This is a genomic window from Variovorax raffinosi (genome assembly GCF_051216615.1).
Classification (GTDB): Bacteria; Pseudomonadota; Gammaproteobacteria; order Burkholderiales; family Burkholderiaceae_C; genus Variovorax.
Genome location: NZ_JBPJZR010000001.1, coordinates 715,332 through 733,759, shown reverse-complemented (window position 1 = coordinate 733,759; position 18,428 = coordinate 715,332). Strand labels below are relative to the sequence as shown.

Annotated in this window: 20 protein-coding genes; 14 read left to right on the top strand and 6 right to left on the bottom strand. The window is 65.9% G+C overall.

Features of this window, described 5'->3' with window-relative positions; genetic code table 11:
* The first annotated feature begins 56 nt into the window (after positions 1–56).
* The gene (locus tag ACSFB7_RS03420) at positions 57–911 is read left to right on the top strand and encodes an alpha/beta hydrolase (protein WP_435467062.1); all 855 of its coding nucleotides are present in this window, start codon (positions 57–59) and stop codon (positions 909–911) included.
* Between the two features lie 36 nt (positions 912–947).
* Here the strand turns inward: ACSFB7_RS03420 and ACSFB7_RS03415 are convergent, their stop codons facing one another.
* The 6 genes from ACSFB7_RS03415 to ACSFB7_RS03390 form a co-directional block, all read right to left on the bottom strand.
* Positions 948–2,963, bottom strand: coding sequence for a lactonase family protein (locus ACSFB7_RS03415; RefSeq protein WP_435467060.1), 2,016 nt, complete (start codon positions 2,961–2,963; stop codon positions 948–950).
* Positions 2,964–3,088: 125 nt separating this feature from the next.
* Complete coding sequence (locus ACSFB7_RS03410) at positions 3,089–3,742, bottom strand: hypothetical protein (protein WP_435467059.1); 654 nt, start codon at positions 3,740–3,742, stop codon at positions 3,089–3,091.
* A gap of 7 nt (positions 3,743–3,749) precedes the next feature.
* Entirely contained in the window at positions 3,750–4,544 is a 795-nt protein-coding gene (locus tag ACSFB7_RS03405) for a DUF899 domain-containing protein (protein ID WP_435467057.1), read from the bottom strand.
* A gap of 146 nt (positions 4,545–4,690) precedes the next feature.
* The gene (locus tag ACSFB7_RS03400; protein ID WP_435467055.1) at positions 4,691–5,371 is read right to left on the bottom strand and encodes a Vgb family protein; all 681 of its coding nucleotides are present in this window, start codon (positions 5,369–5,371) and stop codon (positions 4,691–4,693) included.
* Between the two features lie 47 nt (positions 5,372–5,418).
* Positions 5,419–6,639: a helix-turn-helix domain-containing protein gene (locus ACSFB7_RS03395; protein ID WP_435467053.1), complete on the bottom strand. Its 1,221-nt coding sequence runs from the start codon at positions 6,637–6,639 to the stop codon at positions 5,419–5,421.
* Between the two features lie 13 nt (positions 6,640–6,652).
* Positions 6,653–8,668: a sensor histidine kinase gene (locus ACSFB7_RS03390; protein WP_435467051.1), complete on the bottom strand. Its 2,016-nt coding sequence runs from the start codon at positions 8,666–8,668 to the stop codon at positions 6,653–6,655.
* Between the two features lie 70 nt (positions 8,669–8,738).
* Between ACSFB7_RS03390 and ACSFB7_RS03385 the strand changes: the two genes are divergently transcribed.
* The 13 genes from ACSFB7_RS03385 to ACSFB7_RS03325 all read left to right on the top strand — a co-directional run bounded on the left by ACSFB7_RS03385 (position 8,739) and on the right by ACSFB7_RS03325 (position 18,323).
* Positions 8,739–9,524, top strand: a complete 786-nt coding sequence (locus ACSFB7_RS03385; protein WP_435467049.1) for a tRNA-uridine aminocarboxypropyltransferase — start codon at positions 8,739–8,741, stop codon at positions 9,522–9,524.
* Complete coding sequence (locus ACSFB7_RS03380) at positions 9,521–9,940, top strand: hypothetical protein (protein WP_435467047.1); 420 nt, start codon at positions 9,521–9,523, stop codon at positions 9,938–9,940. Before ACSFB7_RS03385 ends, ACSFB7_RS03380 begins: the two co-directional genes overlap by 4 nt.
* 30 nt (positions 9,941–9,970) lie before the next feature.
* Positions 9,971–10,324, top strand: coding sequence for a hypothetical protein (locus ACSFB7_RS03375; protein WP_435467045.1), 354 nt, complete (start codon positions 9,971–9,973; stop codon positions 10,322–10,324).
* A 94-nt stretch (positions 10,325–10,418) separates the two neighbouring features.
* On the top strand, positions 10,419–10,796 hold the full coding sequence (locus ACSFB7_RS03370; protein WP_435467043.1) for a DUF4288 domain-containing protein: 378 nt from the start codon (positions 10,419–10,421) through the stop codon (positions 10,794–10,796).
* Between the two features lie 147 nt (positions 10,797–10,943).
* The gene (locus ACSFB7_RS03365) at positions 10,944–11,693 is read left to right on the top strand and encodes a DUF4303 domain-containing protein (protein WP_435467041.1); all 750 of its coding nucleotides are present in this window, start codon (positions 10,944–10,946) and stop codon (positions 11,691–11,693) included.
* A gap of 182 nt (positions 11,694–11,875) precedes the next feature.
* The gene (locus ACSFB7_RS03360) at positions 11,876–12,133 is read left to right on the top strand and encodes a hypothetical protein (RefSeq protein ID WP_435467039.1); all 258 of its coding nucleotides are present in this window, start codon (positions 11,876–11,878) and stop codon (positions 12,131–12,133) included.
* Complete coding sequence (locus ACSFB7_RS03355) at positions 12,111–12,806, top strand: hypothetical protein (protein WP_435467037.1); 696 nt, start codon at positions 12,111–12,113, stop codon at positions 12,804–12,806. Before ACSFB7_RS03360 ends, ACSFB7_RS03355 begins: the two co-directional genes overlap by 23 nt.
* Positions 12,807–12,958: 152 nt before the next feature.
* Positions 12,959–13,807, top strand: coding sequence for a bifunctional helix-turn-helix transcriptional regulator/GNAT family N-acetyltransferase (locus ACSFB7_RS03350; RefSeq protein WP_435467035.1), 849 nt, complete (start codon positions 12,959–12,961; stop codon positions 13,805–13,807).
* Between the two features lie 220 nt (positions 13,808–14,027).
* On the top strand, positions 14,028–14,744 hold the full coding sequence (locus tag ACSFB7_RS03345; RefSeq protein ID WP_435467033.1) for a TetR/AcrR family transcriptional regulator: 717 nt from the start codon (positions 14,028–14,030) through the stop codon (positions 14,742–14,744).
* A gap of 86 nt (positions 14,745–14,830) precedes the next feature.
* Entirely contained in the window at positions 14,831–15,778 is a 948-nt protein-coding gene (locus tag ACSFB7_RS03340) for an NADP-dependent oxidoreductase (RefSeq protein WP_435467031.1), read from the top strand.
* 198 nt (positions 15,779–15,976) lie between these two features.
* Positions 15,977–16,729, top strand: a complete 753-nt coding sequence (locus ACSFB7_RS03335; protein WP_435467029.1) for a TonB C-terminal domain-containing protein — start codon at positions 15,977–15,979, stop codon at positions 16,727–16,729.
* Positions 16,730–16,739: 10 nt separating this feature from the next.
* A complete protein-coding gene (locus ACSFB7_RS03330) occupies positions 16,740–17,300 on the top strand; it encodes an RNA polymerase sigma factor (protein ID WP_435467027.1) in 561 nt (186 codons plus the stop codon).
* A 30-nt stretch (positions 17,301–17,330) separates the two neighbouring features.
* Entirely contained in the window at positions 17,331–18,323 is a 993-nt protein-coding gene (locus ACSFB7_RS03325; protein ID WP_435467025.1) for a FecR family protein, read from the top strand.
* The last annotated feature ends 105 nt before the right edge of the window (positions 18,324–18,428 follow it).

Genomic DNA, 18,428 nt, shown 5'->3' with positions numbered 1-18,428 from the left:
ACTAGGCGCCATTCATCCGATCCCATCCCATTCCCTCGACCCCGGAGCCCACCACCTTGTCATCCAACAAAGTCTTCCGCATTGCCCTGTCGGCATCCGCGGCTGCCATCGGAAGCCTCGCGGCGTACTGGACCCTGCTGGCCACGCGCCAGGGCGACATCTTGTTCAACGCGCGAAAGATGCCCGTTGTTCATCTGTCCGACGACTTCTCGACCTATTCCCACATCGTGCCCGGCGGCATGGTCCGTGGGTACGTCTACCACCCCGATGGCGAAGATGCGCTGCAAGACCTGTTCATCTACTTCGCGGGCCGCAGCGAAGACGTGCGCGCCACCGCGCAGATGCTGCACTGGCTTCCGCAGGGCTTTGGCTTTGCCGCGATCAACTACCGGGGCGTGGCCGATTCGCAAGGGAATCCTTCGGAGATCGCGTCCGTCGAAGACGCGGTGCAGTTCGCCAACCACCTGCGCCGGGCCTTCCCGCATGCGCGCCTGCACGTCGTGGGCCGCAGCCTGGGAACCGGCGTGGCCATTCAACTGGTGGCGCGGCAGAACTTCGCGAGCCTGCAACTGGTCACGCCCTACGACACCTTGCTGGAGGTGGCGAAGCGACGCTTTCCGCTGGTGCCGTTGTCGCTGCTGCTGCGCAACCGATTCGACTCGCTCACGCACAGCGCGGAAGTCGCAGCCATCACCCAGGTGCTGCTGGCCGCGCAAGACGATGTCGTGCCGCACGAGCGTTCCGAAAAACTCATTGCCGCATGGCCGACGCCCGTCAGCGTGCAGACGATTCCCGACTCGGACCACTACAACATCATGGAGCTTGAAGCGACCTGGCTCCATCTGATCGACTTTGCGTTGACGGCGATTCTTCCGGAGCGTGTGGCTGCGGCGATCGAGGCGGCTGCGTAGCGGCACTGACCTGGCCTGGACTTCAGGCCAGCACGACTACCTTGAAAGCGCAATGCTCCTTGAGAAGAGCCCTGCCGCCACCGTCGGTGGGGTCATCGGACTCAGGGCGCCCGTGGCGGCATCGATGGTGTAAGCCGACAGGGACTGGGAATTGATATTCGCCACATAGGCAAACCGGCCCGAGGGGTCTACGGTGACGGCGGAAGGGATGCTTTCTGTCGCCACCGTCGGCGGGGTCATCGGACTCAGGGCGCCCGTGACGGCATCGATGGTGTATGCCGACACGGTGTTGGAATACCAATTTGCCACATAGGCAAACCGGCCAGTGGGGTCCACGGTGACGGCGGAAGGGGCGTTTTCTGTCGCCACCGCCGGCCCGGCCATCGGATTCAGGGCGCCCGTGGCGGCATCGATGACGTAGGCCGACACAGTGCTGGAGTCGAGATTCGTTACGTAGACGAACCGACCCGTGGGGTCCACGGTGACGGAGGCGGGGCGGAGCCCTGTGGTCACAGTCGGTCCGGCCACCGGGCTCAGGGCGCCAGTGACGGCATCGATGGTGTAGGCCGACACAGTGGCGGAGTTGACGTTCGCCACGTAGGCAAACTGACCCCTGGGGTCCACGGTGACGGAGAACGGGGAGATCCCTGTCGCCACAGTCGGCCCGGCCACCGGGCTCAGGGCACCAGTGAGGGCATCGATGGTGTAGGCCGACACGGTGTTGGAAAGCTGATTCACCACGTAGGTAAACCTGCTCGCGGGGTCCACGGCGACGGAGACCGGGGAGAGCCCTGTCGCCACCATCGGGACGGCCATCGGGCTCAGGGCGCCGGTGCCGGTATCGATGGTGTAGGCCGAGACAGTGCTGGAGTTGAGATTTGCCACATAGGCAAACCGGCCCTTGGGGTCCACGGTGACGGAGATCGGGGAGACCCCTGTCGCCACCGTCGGCACGGCCATCGGGCTCAAGGCGCCCGTGGCGGCGTCGACGGTGTAGGCCGAAACGGTATCGCCCCCCTGATTTACCGCGTAGGCAAAGCGCGCCAGGTTCGGGGCGGATACCGGGCAATGCACGACCACCGAAGTGACGGCCGCGGCCCCCACCGTCCCACTGCCATTGACGACCGTGCATGTCTGGCTCAGGAACCGGGGTTGGGTTTTCACGGTCACCGCATAACCTGCTCCGCTGGCCACCGGCGTGGCGAAGCTGAAAGTGCCGTTGAGCGAATAGGACAAGGCGAGGTCATCGCCCGCGTTGTTCTGCAGCACCAGACCGCGCCCCCTCAATCCGCTGATCGTGCCGCTGACGGTGTAGCTGTTGGTCGTGCAGATGACCTTCACGGTTTTCATATCGGCATCGCCCACCGTGGCGCCGGCATTGTTGACGGTGCAGGTCTGCGAAGGCGCCGTGGGCTGTGTCTTCACCGTCACCGCGTAGCCGGCTCCGCTGGCGACGGGCGCGGCGAATTCAAAGGTGCCGTCGGCCGGAATGGCGAGGTCGTCCGCGGCGTTGTTCTGCAAGACGAGTCCGCCACCCTGCAGGCCCGTGACGGTGCCACCGACCTTGTAGCTGTTGACCGAACACACCACGGCGACATCGGCAATCGCCACGTCCACCACGGTGCCGCTGCCGTTGTTGACGGTGCAGGTCTGGGCGGGATTCGTCGGCTGGGCCTTCACCGTCACTGCATACCTTGCGCTGCTGGCCATGGGAACGGCGAAGCGGACAACGCCGTTGGCTGCGACGGGCAAGTCGTCGCCCGCATTGTTTTGCAGCACCAGTCCGCTGCCCTTCAGCCCCGCGACAGTGCCGCTGACAGGGTAGGTGGCGACGGGAGGCGTTGGCGGTGTCTCCGGTGGCGCGACAGGCAAGAACGGGAGGCCGGCACCGCCACTGCCGCTGCCACCGCAGCCCGCGAGCACGGCGCCCACAAGGACGAACAGAGCCATCAGGCCCGCTCTTGCGATCGAGTGGAGCAAGAAGGTACAGGCATTGCCCAACACGGAGAACAGCGCACGGGCGTGGCTGGATGAAAGCAAGAGCGTGGGCATGGCGCAGCCTGTGGGACGGAGTGAGGCCGCGATCCTAGGCAGTCCGGCTGCGCTGCGCATTGGACTAAAGTCCAATGACAAGTGCGATGACAGGTGCAGTGAATCGCACCCGTCGTCGAGATCCGTCAGTTGCGCTCAGGCCCCTGCAGGCCCGGCTGCTTTTGCGCACCGCGCCCCTGGCTTCGAAGATCCGACGTTGCCCGAACAAGGACGGCGTTGCGCAACCGCTTGAGCCAGCGCCCGCCCGTGTCGAAGCCGCGACAAACCCCCGTCGCAACCAGCCCGGTGACGGCCAGCATCGCCGCCGTGTGAACCCCGACCGCCGCGAGCGCCAGCATCAGCGAGCCCGATGCGGTGATCTCCCGCGCCGATGCGTCTCCCATGCACAGCGGCACCAGCGCCGGCACGAGCATCAGCCCGGCGCCGTGCGCGGTGGCCATCATGAAGGACCACAGCGCCAGCCCGGCATGTCCCGCCGGTGCGTGCACACGCCGCGCCGTGCGTCCCCACAGGTGAACCATCACCGCAACGACGAACAGCCCGCCCGCCAGCACCTGCAGCACAAGCCGGTCCATCGACAGGCCGAGGGCCACGGCGCCGGCTACCAGCGCGATCGATGCGGCGTGCCCGACAGCGATCGGCCACAGCGCGCGCAGCGCTTGCGCCCGGTCGTGCGAGCGAACGCCCCAGGCGGCGGCCCACATCCAGCCGGTGGCGGGGTTCAGCCCGTGAAGGGCGCCGACCCCTGCGACCACCAGCCACGGCCAGAGGTTGGCCATGATGCGTTCAGTCGGACGCGTGGCAGCACGAACCGGCCTCGGGCTTTGACGCGATGGGCGCCGGCTCGTAGCGGTCGTGGTGCCGCACCCAGTCCATGGGGTAGAGCGGGTTGTGCTCGTCGCGCCCCTTGGGCGTGAGGTCGACCAGGTTGTAGGTGCCCATCATCACTTCCACGCCGCGCTCGTAGGTCGAGTAGGTGTGGAAGACCTCGCCCGCGTCGTCCTTGTAGAACACGCTGATGCCGGGCGCTTCCTGCGCGGGGAAGGGCCGCACGCTGTAGTTGTAGAGAACCTCGCCCTTGCCCTCGGCCCATTCCTGCGGCTTGAAGCTGACGGCGAAGTCGTAGTTGAAGTCGCTGTCGTGCGCCGACACCCACTTGAACTGCCAGCCCATGCGCTCGCGAAAGCGCTCGATCTCGGCCAGCGGCGCGCGCGAGACGACCAGCAGTGTGATGTCGCGGTGCGCCAGGTGCACGTTCATGCCTTCGAGGTGGTCGGACATGAACGAGCAGCTCGGGCAGCCTTGCTCCCAATCGGGGCCGAGCATGAAGTGCTGCACCAGCAACTGGCGGCGGCCTTCGAAAAGGTCGGCCAGCGCGCGCCGGCCCTCGGGTGTGTCGAAGACGTAGTTCTTCTCGACGCGCGTCCACGGCAAGGCGCGGCGCTCGCGGGCGATCTGGTCGCGCAGGTGCGTCAGTTCCTTTTCGCGCGACAGCAGTGCCTTGCGCTGGGCAAGCCACTTGTCTTTCGACACGACGGGGTGGTTCTTCAGGATGCCTGTTTCGGCAGTGGCGGTGTTCATGAATTTCTCCTTGGCCCGATGGGCTGTGCGAGGGTTGTCCATGCGCGGCTCCGCCTGCCTGGCGGTCGGCGCGCTCGTCTTCGGTCGGTCGACCGGAAGGGGGTTGTCAGCGCGGGTGCGTCGTCAGCTTGCGCGCTGGTTGGGGATCAGGTCCTGGTGGCCTTCGGGCGCCGCACGGCGCGGACTTTTCCGCTGCCTCCACCGCCGCAGTAGAAGAGGCCGGCGCCGTCGGATTCGAGGCCGCTTACGTTGATGCCGCGCGGCATTTCGAGCCGCTCGAGCACGGTGCCGCTTTCGGGGTCGATGCGGCGCAACTCGCTTTCGTCGCCTTCCCAGGTGGCGTGCCACAGCTCGCCGTCGACCCAGGTCACTCCGGTGACGAAGCGGTTGGACTCGATGGTGCGCAAGACCGCGCCGGTGGCCGGATCGATCTGGTGGATCTTGCGGTCGCGGTACTGCCCCACCCACAGGCTGCCTTCGGCCCAGGTGAGGCCTGAATCGGTCCCGTGGCCGGGCGCGGGAATCGAGGCGAGCACGTTGCCGGTGACCGGGTCGATCTTGTCGATGCGCTGCTCGGCGATCTGGTACAGGTGCGTGCCGTCGAAGGCGGTGCCGGCGTCGGCCGCGTGGTCCAGCGTGCGCGTGGTCTCGCCGCTTTCAGGATCGAAGGCGATGAGCTGGGCACCGATGGCGGCCCAGACGCGCTGGCCGTCGTGGGTCACGCCGCCCACGTTGGCGGCATCGGCGAAGGGGCCGTATTCGCGCACGATCTCGGCCGCTTGCACGGTGGCCTCGACACGGTTCTTGCTGGCTGTCTTGCTGGTCATCGTCGGCTCCTGGTGGTGCGCCTCGGATCGGCGCCTTGGGCACAACTCTATTCAATCGGCAGCGCGGAGGGGAGTAACAAGATCGTCGTGAATCCGGCCAGCGGCGGCGCCAGCCAGCGCTGCGCCCGCGCCCGTCCGATGGCGCGCACGCGCCCGGCGGCTTCCAGCTCGGCCAGCGCGCGCTGCACGGTGCGCTGGCTGGCGCCAAGGGCCAACGCCAGGGCCGAGGTCGACCAGGCCGCGCCGTCGGAGAGCAGCGCCACCAGCGCGCCCTGGTCGCCGTCGATGGGAGGCGCCAGCACGACCACATCGCGCTCGCCGAGCGGCTTGAGCACGAAGCCCTGCGCAGTGGCCTCGATTTGCGCGAGCGGCTTGATGAGCGCGCGCAGCCGGCCGATTTCGACCCGCAGGCGGGCCCGATGCGTTTCGTCGGGGTGGCGGGTGCGGAAGGCGCAGGCGATCAGGGCTTCGCGGTCGATGTCGCCGGGCCAGGCCTCGGCGAGTGCGCGAGCCAGCGCGAACAGCACCGGCCGTCGTGCCAACGGCCGCCATGTGTCGCCGGTGCCCACGCCGCGACGGCAGGCGTCGACCACCAGTGTGTTCGAGGCCAGCAGCACTGCGACTTCGTCGAGGCGCAGCGGCTGTTCGCCATCGGCGAGAAGGCGCCGGGCGGCGGGGCGACCGAGCGCGGCTTGCGCTTCCGCCACCTCGGCCACGAGTGCCGGCACGCGCGCGCGGTCGGCTGCCTCGTGTGCGCGGGCGAGTGATTGGCGTGCCGCGTCAACGTGCAGGGAGCGCAGCGAGAGTTCTGCCGCCGCCAGTTCGGCCACTGCGGCGAGCGATGGCGGCAGGCCACGCACATCGAGCTGTGCCAATGCGGCCGTGGCTTCGTCGAGGCGGCCGATCAGCAGGAGCTTGCGCGCCGCGATGAGCCGTGCCTGCAGCGCGTTGGCGCGGTCGCCATGTGCTTCGAGCGTGGCCGCGGCCGCCACCAGTGCGCGCGGCGAGCCGCCGATGTCGCGCATGGCCAGCGCCACTTCGGCTTCGGCGACGACGCAGCGCGCGCGTGCCAGTTCCTCGTGGGCACCGAAACCGCGGGCCGCGCGCCGCAGCAGTTCGCGCGCACGCGGATGCTCGCCGAGCTGGGCCATGGCGATGCCGCGCAGGGCCAGTGCCGGTGGATCGTCGCGCAGGGCAACCCGCTTGAGGGCGCCGAGTGCATCGCCGGCAGCCAGGGCGCGTGCGGAAGCGGCGATCAGGGAGTCCATGGACGCGGTGCGATCAGCCCCGGGCTTGCAAGGCGCCCATGGCCTTGTCGGCTTCGACCCCGATCTGAAGCGGCAGCCAGAGCGTGAAGCGGGTGCCGGTGCCGCCCGATTCCCAGCTCACGGTGCCGCCGATCGCCAGCGCGCGCTGCTGCTGGTTGCGCAGCCCCCGGCCATTGCGGTGCAGGGCCTCGTCCACGGCGAAGCCCGTGCCGTTGTCTTCGATCACCACGCGCACGCCCTCGCCATCCGTCGCGGTGCTGAAGGTGATGATGGTGGCCCGCGTGTGGCGCAGCACGTTGGCGATGCACTCCTGCATGATCCGCAGGATGTGCAGCGCGCTGCTCGGGTCCAGCCAGGGCAGCTCGGGCACGGTCTGCACGTCCCAGCGCAGCGCAACGCCGGCGCTCTCGATGCGCGGCGCCAGCCGAAAGCGCAAGGTTGCCAGCAGCAGGAGCAGATCGGCGTCCACGCTTTCCATGGAATCGATCGCCAGCTTCAGGTCGTCCATGCAGCCCTTGAGCACGCCGGAGATTTCGGCGTCGTTCATGGCGCCTCGCTCCACGGAGCGGATGGCGCTGGTCAGCGACGAGCCCAGGCCGTCGTGCATGTCCTGCATGAGGCGGCGGCGCTCGGCGCTGAGCATGTGCTGGTTTTCGATGACGCGCAGCCGCTGGTAGCTTTGCTCCAGTTCGGCTTCGCGCTCCTGCAGGCGCTGGGCCAGCCCGGTGTTCAGGCGGCCCACTTCGGCGAATGCGTCGGTGTAGCGCTGGAACATGATGTACGAAAAGATGAAGAACAGGCCGATGATGACGTAGGGCGAGGTGTACACGCTCTCCGCGCTGACAAGGTTGTTCTGCAGCAGCCCGTCATAGGAGGTGAACGCGACGGTCAGCACGGCCCAGCCCGCCACCAGCCGGCCTTCGGGAAATTTCGCGCGCAGCGCCTTGCGCAGGTTCACCGCGAAGATCAGCACCGCGATGGGCAACACCACCAGGTTGAGCAGCGGCGTGAACAGGTAGAGGCTGGTGATCGACGCCGACACATGCGGCAGCGTCGCGATGTTGCAGACCAGCGTCAGGCCCAGCGAAAAATAGGTCAACCAGGCCGAGGGCTGCTTGTGCAGGCGTTGCAGGAACAGGTGGATGAGGATGATCAGCCAGAGCATGGACGCCACGGTGATCCATTCGAACCATTCGTCCGAGAGCGGGAGGTACTCGCCGCTCACGAAGTAGTGAAGCATCCGCAGGAAGGCGGCGGCCGAGATGGCGAAGAACAGCAGGTAGAGCGACTCGCGCTTCTTGCCCAGCCACACCGCGAACGCGAAAAGGCCGACCGCCAGGAACGCGGCGCTGCCCATGAACGGCAACTGCACCTGCAGCAACTGGCGAATCTGGTAGCGCCAGTTCAACGAACCCTGGTCGCCCACCCACAAGGTCGAGAATCCGCTCCCGCTGCTGCGCAGGCGGTTGACGCGAATCAGCACGGTCGTCGGCGCAGGCGTGTTGGCCGTCGCGTTCAACGGCAGCAGCAGCGGACGGTTGAAGCCGTTGTGCACGGGGCTGCCATGCGACTGGTAGAGCAGGACGCCGTCGCCGTACACCGCGATGTGGCCCAGCGTCTTCCAGCGCGGAAGGTAGAGAAGGCGCTGCTGTGTCGATGGCGGCAGCTTGCTCAGGTCGAGGCGGTACCAGTCGGAGACGGTTTGCACGGCGCCCGACGATGTGGGCACCAGTTCGCGCGGGGCCGTGTGCGGGAGGCTGACCAGCTTCCATCCGTCGGCCGGCAGCCCGGCGTCTTGGGCAAGCCGCGGGGCGGGGGAATAGCCCACGCCGGGAACGGACAGCAATTCGGCCTGCGTGAAATGGACGGCGCCATCGCGCGTTGCCGGCAAGTCATCGGCGTGCGCGCAAGGCAAGGCGAACAGCGACAACACCAGCCACAGCTTCGCGACGATCCATCGGGCAACCCACCCACAGCCTTGGCTGCCCAGCGTGGTACGACGGCTAGGGGCAACGCAGGATTGTTTCATCAGGACACAATTATGTCTTGGGCCGGCCCGGCATCCTGTCGCGGTGAAGGCATGCCCGAGAATCTTCACCATGCCCCACGCCGTTTCCCTCCTGCGCGCCGCCCGATTGGCGCGCAGTGCCAAGCCTTTTCTTGCCCGTGGCGGCTTCAAGCGCGAGCGCTGCGGGGGCTGCCGGCTCCTGCCCACCCACTGCATGTGCAGCCTGCGCCCGTCGGTGGACACGCGTGCAGGCGTGTGCCTGCTCATGGCCGACATCGAGCCGCTCAAGCCGAGCAACACGGGCTGGCTGATTGCCGACGTGGTGGCCGATACCTTCGCCTTCGGCTGGGCGCGTACCGAAACCGATCCCGCGCTTCTGGCGCTGCTGGGCGATCCGCAGTGGCAGCCCTATGTGGTGTTTCCGGGGCAGTACGCGGCGCCCGGGCGGGTGGTGCGCAGCGTCCAGTCGCCCGAGCCCGGGCCCGTTCATGGCGAGACCGGAAAACGCCCGCTGTTCATCCTGCTGGACGGAACCTGGGCCGAGGCACGCAAGATGTTCAGCCGAAGCCCGTACCTGGACGCGCTGCCGGTGCTGAGCCTGGAGCCGGAACAGACATCGCAGTACAAGCTGCGCAACTCCGGCCGCGATGACCACTTCTGCACCAGCGAGGTGGCCGCGCTGTGCATGCGCCTGGCGGGCGAGCATGTGGCCGAGCAGACGCTGCAGGCCTACCTGGCGGTGTTCACCCACCACTATCTGCGTGCGAAGAACCAGCAGCCCATTGCGTGGGATGGCGCCGCGCACCAGCGATTGCGCGAGGTGTTTGCCTTGTCCCGCGAAGGGCACGCAGCCGATTTTTCGCTTGCCACACAATGAACGCCATGCACAAGAGACCACTTTTCCCCATGCACATTTGGGTGCTCGCCGCGGTGTATTTCGTCGCCAGCCTGGCGCACTTTGCCCATAACGCCGAGTTCATCGCCTTCTATCCCAACATGCCGGCCTGGCTGACCCGGGAGAGTGTGTACCTCGCCTGGCTGGCCATCACCAGCCTGGGCGTTGCCGGCTTGCTTGTCGCCCGGCTCGGTCTTCATGCATTGGGCGTTGTTCTGGTTGGCGCCTACGGGGCCCTGGGCCTCGACGGCCTTGCGCACTACACGCTGGCCCTTTGCTCCGAGCACACGCTCGCAACGAACATCACCATCTGGTCCGAGGCTGTCAGCGGGCTTGTGCTGATGCTGGCTTCGGTGCTGTGGCTTGCTCGCCGCCATCGCTCTGCTTCCGGCGGCTGAGCCGATTCATCTACAAGAAACAGAAGCACGATGATGATCCATCGCCTTCGTTCGGTCCTTGTGGCCTGCGCCCTGGGCGCCACCGCGCTGGCAGCCTCTGCGCAGTTGAAGATCGGTTTCGTTGGCCGCTCAATTCAAACGTCGACAATCATGAACACCAAGCACTCGATCCCAATCGGTCTCCAGGTCGCATTCGGCTTTGGCGCTTTCATGGCGTTGGTTGCGGCCATCATGTATTGCGTCAATTTGCTGCCATCGGCTGAGCAAGGTTGTATCGAGCACTGCGCCACGTTGGGGAAGAAGGGGTCAATGGTCAACATCTACCGCTGGGAGCAAACGGCCGGCATGCGCGGCACAGGGCCGACGGAGTGCAGGTGCTCGTAGCTTTTTGGCCCGGGGTTAAACCAGCTTCGCGTCGGCAGTCGTCTGACTGCAGTCGGCCACATCTGCGCAGATGGATGCACACTTTTTTACTTGCATGAAAAACGACAAAAACCACTCTCCTGTCGGCTGGTATGTGGTGTCTTACCTGCTTCGCTTTGTGGAGCTGAATGACGACAGGAAAGACGACAACGAAGCACGATTCCTGTCGTGGGAGAACACGATTCTTGTCCGCGCCCGAACCCTTGACGATGCCTACGAAAAGGGCATAACGGTTGCTCGCGAGAACGCGAAACCATACAAGGGTGGCCCGGATGGCGTGCCTGTCCAATGGAAGTTGGTGGGTATCACGAGTGTTCTTCCAATCTACGAGAAGCTGGGTGATGGCGCGGAAATTCTGTGGACCGAGCGCGCGCCTCGAAAGCTCAAGAACCTCAAGCAAATGGTCGGGATGAAGGGTTCGTTCCGGCAGTAGTGGGCTGCCAGCGGCGACGCGGCGAAGTCACAAGAAGGATGTCCGCTTGTCGGCAACGCCGATGTGGCTGCAGGAATGACCATGGAGGCAGCGGCGCTCGGGCAATTCAACCGGCTACAGTCCGCCAGAAGAAGGAGTCTTGCGCCCATGACCTGGTCACTGTTCTACCGCTTCGACAACGAGGTGCCCACCGACTTCCACGAACTGCGCCAATTCGGCAGTTCGCTGTGGTCCGCGCACGGCAAGGCGAAGACCATGGGGCGCAGCATGGTCACCGAGTTCGCCAGTCCGCAGGCCGCGAAAGATGCCCTCGCGCAGCGCGGCGGCGAGATCGAGGCCCAGGGCTACAGGCGGGTGAGCCAAGGCACGCACGACCCCGACCGCATCGACTTTCCCCTGCTCACCGCCGAGATTCGCGAAGGCGCTCGCCGCGCCTTCCAGGCCATCCGCGCGGCGCACCCCGACGAGACGATCCGTCTCTTCGCGCTCGGCAGCGATGACGGCGCAATGACCATCGTTCACGCCGCCAGCAATCTCGCTTTGGGCGCACCGGGCGAGATGGACGATGAAAGCGAAGTCTGGTGCTCCGCCGAGTGGCCCTACACGGAGGGCGGCGAATTTTTCGACATCGCCTACCGCATGATCCTGCTTTGCCATCGCGACGACTTGCCCTGCAACGTTGAATTCGACGTCTTGTATGCCGGGCTCTTCGAGGCCTGCATCGCCGCGATGGAGCAACTCGATCGCGAAGGTTTCTTCGGCACCGGCGACGTGCGCGAAGAGGTGGTGCTGCTGTGCCAAAGCGAAGGCACGGAGGACATGGAAGGCTCGATCGGCCGACTCAACACGCTGGGCGTGGTGCGTCGACTCGAACGCTGGATCAAGCTGTGCGAATGAGGCCTTGCTTGAGGTCAGCATGCTTGCTCCGCCGCCACCGCCTTGCGCAGCGCTCTCTGGCGGATCACGCTCTGGCCGCCTGCGGATGGCCGGATTCACCGATCGACCTAGACTGAATCGGGTATGGCAATCCGGTGCGGTTTCGATGTCCACTTGCCTCCCTGTGAAAAGGGGAAAAGCAAATGGGAACAAAGGCATTCCACAGCGCGATCGTCAGCTTGAAGCTGCCGGGTGACATGAGCGCCAGCGAGGAAATCGAGGCGCTGAGAGCCGCCGGGATTCCTGTCGATGCGCAGTGCAATGCAGAATTCGGCTTTCTCTTTGTACGAGCCAGTGTGGACAAAAAGACGAACTACTTCCGGTGGTTTGCTGGCGACATCGGCAGTTGCGGTGTTCCATCCTTTTCCACCCTGAACAATGTTGCGCAGCCAAACCCTTGAGCGATGGTGGCCGACCACCCAGTCATTGGACCTGGTGCATGGAACAGTCCGTCAGGTCGCGGCGGCGGTAGAGGCGGAAGTCACCCGCTTCGTTGGCGGCGAGACGCTGGCGACGGCCTGGTCCCGGTACGCCGATCTGGACGAGGCGTTTGGAGCGGTGGCCGAATTTGCCAACGTGCCGACCCACTTCCTGGTTCTTCCGACGAACTCCGAGTGGACCGTGCTGTGGAACAACAGCTTCCTGTGCAGCGGATACGACGCGCTGTGCGCCTGCCTCACGAAGAATCACGGCCTGACCTCGATCCATTGGAGCGCCCATGATTCGACGACGGTCTTTCAGCCCGGCGCGCTCTTCACCCATCGGCGCCTCGTGGACACCGCCGTGGTCGAGCGGTCGGTGCATGTGACAAGGCAAGACAGCAAATGGTCGTTTGGTGAAGCCGGCCCGGTCTTGCCGCAGGAGAACACCGACTCCTACCTTGCTCGCCGCGTGCACGACCGGCTCAACGAGTCGTTGATGGCGGCGCTTCTTGGCAGGCTCGGCGCGGCGCCATGGACCGAAGAGTTTTATGCACTGGCGGAGCAATCGTGCTTCGTGCTTCAGCGGCCGTCGGCACCGAAGACAGTCATTCGACGACCGCGGGATGCGGTGGTCGGGTTCACGCGCGGGTGACCGTTTTCGTCGGTTCCATCTGGAGCCGGATTCGACCGCGCATCGGCGGGCCTGCAAGGCGTCTCACAGCTTGACGCTTCATTAATCTCTGACTAGAGTCAGAAATCATGCGGTCACCCCACATCGATCAAATCCGTCGCTTCAATCGCACCGTGGCGCAGACCATCGGCGCGATGGACGAACGGTTTCTGGGGCTTGCCCGTCCGATGGGCGAATCGCGATTGCTTTGGGAAATAGGCGAAGAGGGTGCGGAACTGCGCGCTCTGCGAACCCGTCTGTCCCTCGACTCCGGTTACCTGAGCCGAACCCTGGCTTCCTTGCAGAAACAAGGCTTGCTCACCGTGCAGGCCCATCCGGGTGATCGCCGGGTCCGGCGCGCCGAACTCACGAAGGCCGGCCTGAAGGAAAGGGCGGAGCTGGATCGCCGATCCGACACCGTTGCGGCCGACATGCTGGCGCCGCTGCGTGAGCGTCAGCGCACCGCGCTGGTCGCCGCGATGGCCGAAGTGGAAAGATTGTTGAGCGCGTCCTTCGTGCGATTCGAGATCACTGATCCCTCGAGCGAGGATGCTCGCTGGTGCTTTGCGCAGTACTTCGCCGAACTTGCCGAGCGCTTTGAAACCGGCTTCGACCCCGCGCTCAGCCTGTCGGCCTCGACTGCTGATTTGATGGCACCGCGAGGCGCATTGATCGTTGCCCGATTGCGCGACCGGCCGGTCGGTTGCGTCGCGCTGAAACTTCATGGCAATGAACCTGCCGAGCTGAAGAGGATGTGGATTTCTTCGGAAGCGCGAGGGCTCGGCGTCGGCGCGAGGTTGCTTGCAGAAGCGGAAAGCCACGCGCACAAGTCCGGCGTTCGTGTGATCCGCCTGGAGACGAATCGCACGTTGCGCGAAGCGATTGCGCTGTACCGGCGATTGGGCTACCGCGAGGTGCCCGCATTCAATTCCGAGCCCTATGCGCACCACTGGTTTGAAAAAGAACTGCTGACCGGGGCGTAGCTCATCGCATCGGCGAACGGACCGCCGAAGGCATCTGTCGATGCCAATACCAATGTCGATCCATTCTGGATGAAGGGTACGGAACTGCCTGGCGCTTTTCAACGGGAGCAGTTGGGGGCGGGCGCAAAGCACGCGTGAAGCCGGCGCCAGGATGCCTCTCTGATTTGCCGCATTTTCCGAAGGGGAAAGCCGCGCCGAAAAATAGAATGATCATTCTAGAATGGGTGTTCTAATTCGCCCCGTCGACGAAATCCCGATCCGTACGCAGCCCCTGCAATGGATGCCGGAACGAACAAGGCATGCCATGCAATCAAAGATCAAAGCCACGAGCACTTCACCCGAAACCTCAAGACCCGAACGAAGCGAAGCACGTCGCCAGCAGGTCCTGAATGCAGCCAACGCCTGCTTCCGGGAACACGGTTTTCACGGCACCAGCATTCAGCGCGTCTCGCAGGCTTCGGGCATGAGCATCGGCCACATCTATCACTACTTCGAGAACAAGGAAGCGATCGTCACGGGCATCGTCGAGCAGTACCTGCATGAGACGCTCGAGCTGGTGAGCCGGATGGCGCAAGCCAGCCAATCCGTCGGGGTGGTGGAAGCGGTGGCGGCCCAGGTCAAGACGGGCATGTCCGTGGAGCGGAACGAAGGACTCGGCGGCCTTGGCCTGGAAATCTTTGCCGAGGCATCGCGCAACCCCGTGATTGCCGCCGCGATCCAGCAGGCCGACAAGGTCCTGCGCAGCAAGATGCGCGAACTCTTCCTGCAATTGCCCGCGCTGAAGAAGCTGCCCAGATCAGAACTCGATGCGCGCATCGCAGTCATGACGGCGCTGTTCGATGGCCTCGATGTTCGCGCGCTCTGCAACCCGTCGATGAGCAAGACGGCCACCACCAAGGTCGTGCAGCGGATCTTTCGCATTCTTCTGGACGAGTAGTCCTGCGGGCTGCGCGCAGCCATATCTTCAATCCAGCGATATCAAAAAACGTACCGTCAACCACAACCGAAAGAAGGGATGCAATCATGAAAACAATAACGCCGGCACAGTCACAGTCTTCGACTGCTGTAGTGATCCATGGCTATGGAGGTGCGGAGCAACTCCGCATCGAAGAAATTGAAATCCGCCCTCCCGGCCCGGGCGAAATTCGCGTGCGGGTGGCAGGGGCTGCCGTCAATCCGTTCGACATTCACCTGCGGGAAGGCTACGTGCAGGAATACGTGCCGCTGACCTTTCCGGCCTGTCTGGGCAGCGATGTGTCAGGCGTCGTGGAGGCAGTCGGCTCGGACGTTTCCGCATTCGCGCCCGGTGATCGCGTGATCGGCCTGCTGGTGACAGGCGCCTACGCGCAATGGGCGGTCGCCAAGGCCAACGCGTTCGCCAAGCTGCCGGACGGCATCGATCTGGCAGGGGCCGCCGCCTTGCCCACGGGCGTGCTGACCGGCGTTCAACTCATCGAGCAGGGCGTCAAGCCACAGGCCGGCGAAAAGGTACTGGTGACCGGCGCAGGCGGATCGGTGGGCCGCGCAGCGGTGTTCGCCGCGCTCGATGCGGGCGCCATCGTCTATGCGGGCGTGCGCGCGAACAGCAGAGATACCGTTGCCGATCTTCCGGTGGAAGCGGTCATCGATCTTTCCGACGCGGCGGCTTTGAAAGAGGCTGGTCCTTTCGACCACATCGCCGATACCGTCGGCGGCGCAGCGGCCGAGCAACTGTTCGCCCACCTGTCGCCAACCGGCCGCTTCGGCTCTGTGGTCCTGCCATTCGTCACGCCGCCTGCGGATGCGGCGGAGCGCTTCGCGCCGGTGATCGTCCAGTTCGACGGGCCGCGCCTGGAGCGCTTTGCGCACGGGCTGGTGGAGAAGGGGCGCGAGATACCTGTGTCGCGCAGGCTGCCGCTCGCGGACGTCGCCCAGGCGCACGCGATGCTGATGCAGGGTGGCCTGCGGGGCAAGATCGTCCTGGTGCCCTGACGCTGATCCAGCGACGGCGCAAGCCGTCTGCCTCAAGAAACCGCCATCCGGCGGTTTTTTCATTTGCAGCGCTTCGACGCGATGGCGCGGCGCACCGGGGCCATCCCGAAGTCATTCGAGCGTCACGAATCGTCACTAGCATCCGCTTGAACATGCCCCCGCCGGGCGGCGGCCTTCGCCGGGCGTATCGACGATCTCATGCGGCATGAACCTCCCTTCACTTTCCCATTGGCACGCGGCTTCGCTGCGCCCGCCGTCGCACTCGCACTGGCGGGCTGCATGACGCTGGCCGCCCTGGATGTGCGGGCGCAGACCGGTGTGGCGGCGCCGCATGGCGATCGCGCCGACGAGCGCATCCGCTTCGACATCGCGCGGCAGCCGTTGGCAACTGCGCTGGAGCAGTACGGCCTTGCGACGGGGCTGCCGGTGTTCTTCGACGCGGCGCTGGTGGCCGGGCGCAGCTCGTCGCCGGTGCAGGCATCGGCCACGCCGACCGAGGCCTTGCACACGCTGCTGCAGGGCACCGGCCTCGTCGCCGACTACACCAGCATCGGGTCGAGCGCCGTCTTCGTGCTCAAGCCCGCAGCGAACGATGCCGCGCAGCCCGCGGCCCGCGCGATGCCCGACACCGCATCCGCAACGCCCGTGCACGGCAGCTACGACGGCCTCGTCCAGACCCGCATCTGGGAAGCCTTCTGCGGCAACCCGCGCACCGCGCCCGGCAGCTACCGCACCGCCATGCGCTTCGTGATCGACGGCACCGGCCGCATCGCCAACGCCTTCCTGCTGCACACCAGCGGCGACCGCACGCGCGACGGCGCGATCCTCGACACCCTGCGGCAGATCCGCATCGAACAGCCACCGCCGCCCGACATGGCGCAGCCGCTCACGATGCTGATTCTTCCGCGCTCGCAGACGCCGGGGCTCGAATGCCCGGCGGCGCGGCACTGAGCCGCCCGCGATGCCCGAGAACGCGCTGCCCGCGCTGCGCAACTTTCTTGTCGCGCGCTATGACGACCTGAAGCAGCGCCTTGCGCGCCGGCTCGGCAACGCCGACCAGGCGAGCGATGCGCTGCAGGACACCTGGCTGCGTCTGGAAAGCCGCGACGACATCGACGGCGTGCGCGACCCGGCTTCGTACCTGCTGCGCGTGGCCGTCAACCTGGCCTACGACCAGTCGAGCCGGCAGGGCCGGCTGGCCACCGCCGAGGAAATCGACGCGGTGCTCGAAGAGGCACACGACCCGGCACCCGGCCCCGCGCAGATCGCGGAAGACCGCTCCGAGATGGCCGCGCTGGCCGCGCTGATCGAGCGCATGCCGGCACGGCGCCGGCAGATATTGGTGATGGTGCGCTGGGAACATCTGCCGCAGCGCGAGGTGGCGGCGCGGCTCGGCATTTCGCTGCGCACGGTCGAGAAGGAACTCAAGGACGCGCACGATTACTGCGCCGCCCGCATGGGCCGTCCGCCCGCCATGCCCACGTCAGCATCGACGTCAACGTCCACACCGCATGAAAAATAAAGTGCGGTTCCCAGCGCCCAGAACAGTCTCATGGATATGACACACAACGGCGAGCCCGACAACGCGGATCAGGTCCGGCGCGAAGCGCAGGCATGGCTGCGCCGGCTCACGTCCGGCGAAGCCAGGCAGCGCGACATCGAGGGCTTTCGCCGCTGGCAGGACAGCAGCCCGCTGCATTCATCGGCCTTCGCCGAAGCGAAGCGGCTGTGGAAGGCGCTCGATCCGGCCATCGGCCAGATGATGGCGAACAACCCGGCGCTGCTGTCGAGCCATCGGCAGGCGGGGCGTCGGCCGCTGGTCGCGCGCCGCGCTTTTCTCGGCGCGGCTGCCAGTGCGGCGGGCGTGGCCGGCATTGCCGCGATGTATCCGCCGCTCGGCCTGTGGGCGCCGGTGAGCGAATGGAACGCCGACTTCCGCACGGCCACCGGCGAGCAGCGTTCGGTGGTGCTGGCCGAGGGCATCGACCTGACGTTGAACACGCAGACCAGCGTGCAGCGCCAGGCCGTCGAGGGCCGCACGGTCGGCATCGACCTGATCGCGGGCGAAGCGGCGGTCGACATGTCTTCCACGCGGCAGGCCTTCAGTGTGGTCGCGGGCGCGGGCCGCAGCGAGGCCGACGCCGGGCGCTTCGAGGTGCGCTATCTCGACGGCAGCGCCTGCGTGACCTGCATCGAAGGCCGCGTGCGCGTGGCGCATGCAGCGGGCGTGCGCGTGGTGGAGGCGGGGCAGCAACTGGTCTACAACGCCGACTCGCTCGGCAAGGTCGCGGCCATCCAGCCGGCGGACGTGTCGGCATGGCGCACCGGCGTGCTGGTGTTCCGGCAGACGCCGCTGGCGCGCGTGGTCGAAGAAATCAACCGCTACCGGCCGGGCCGCGTGGTGCTGCTGGCCAAGCGCCTCAAAGACCGCGAGGTCAGCGGCCGTTTTTCCATTGCGGCGCTCGACACGGTGCTGGTGCAGATCCAGCGTTCGTACGACCTCGATGCGCGCGCGCTGCCCGGCGGCGTGCTGCTGCTTAGCTGATGTTTGTGACAGCTTGATTGGCCCCCGTGCACGGTCAGGATTGAAAAAGTTAGCGGTTTTGTTTGCGGTCCCCGGTCTCTCCAGTAAGCGGCACAGATTCAGTGC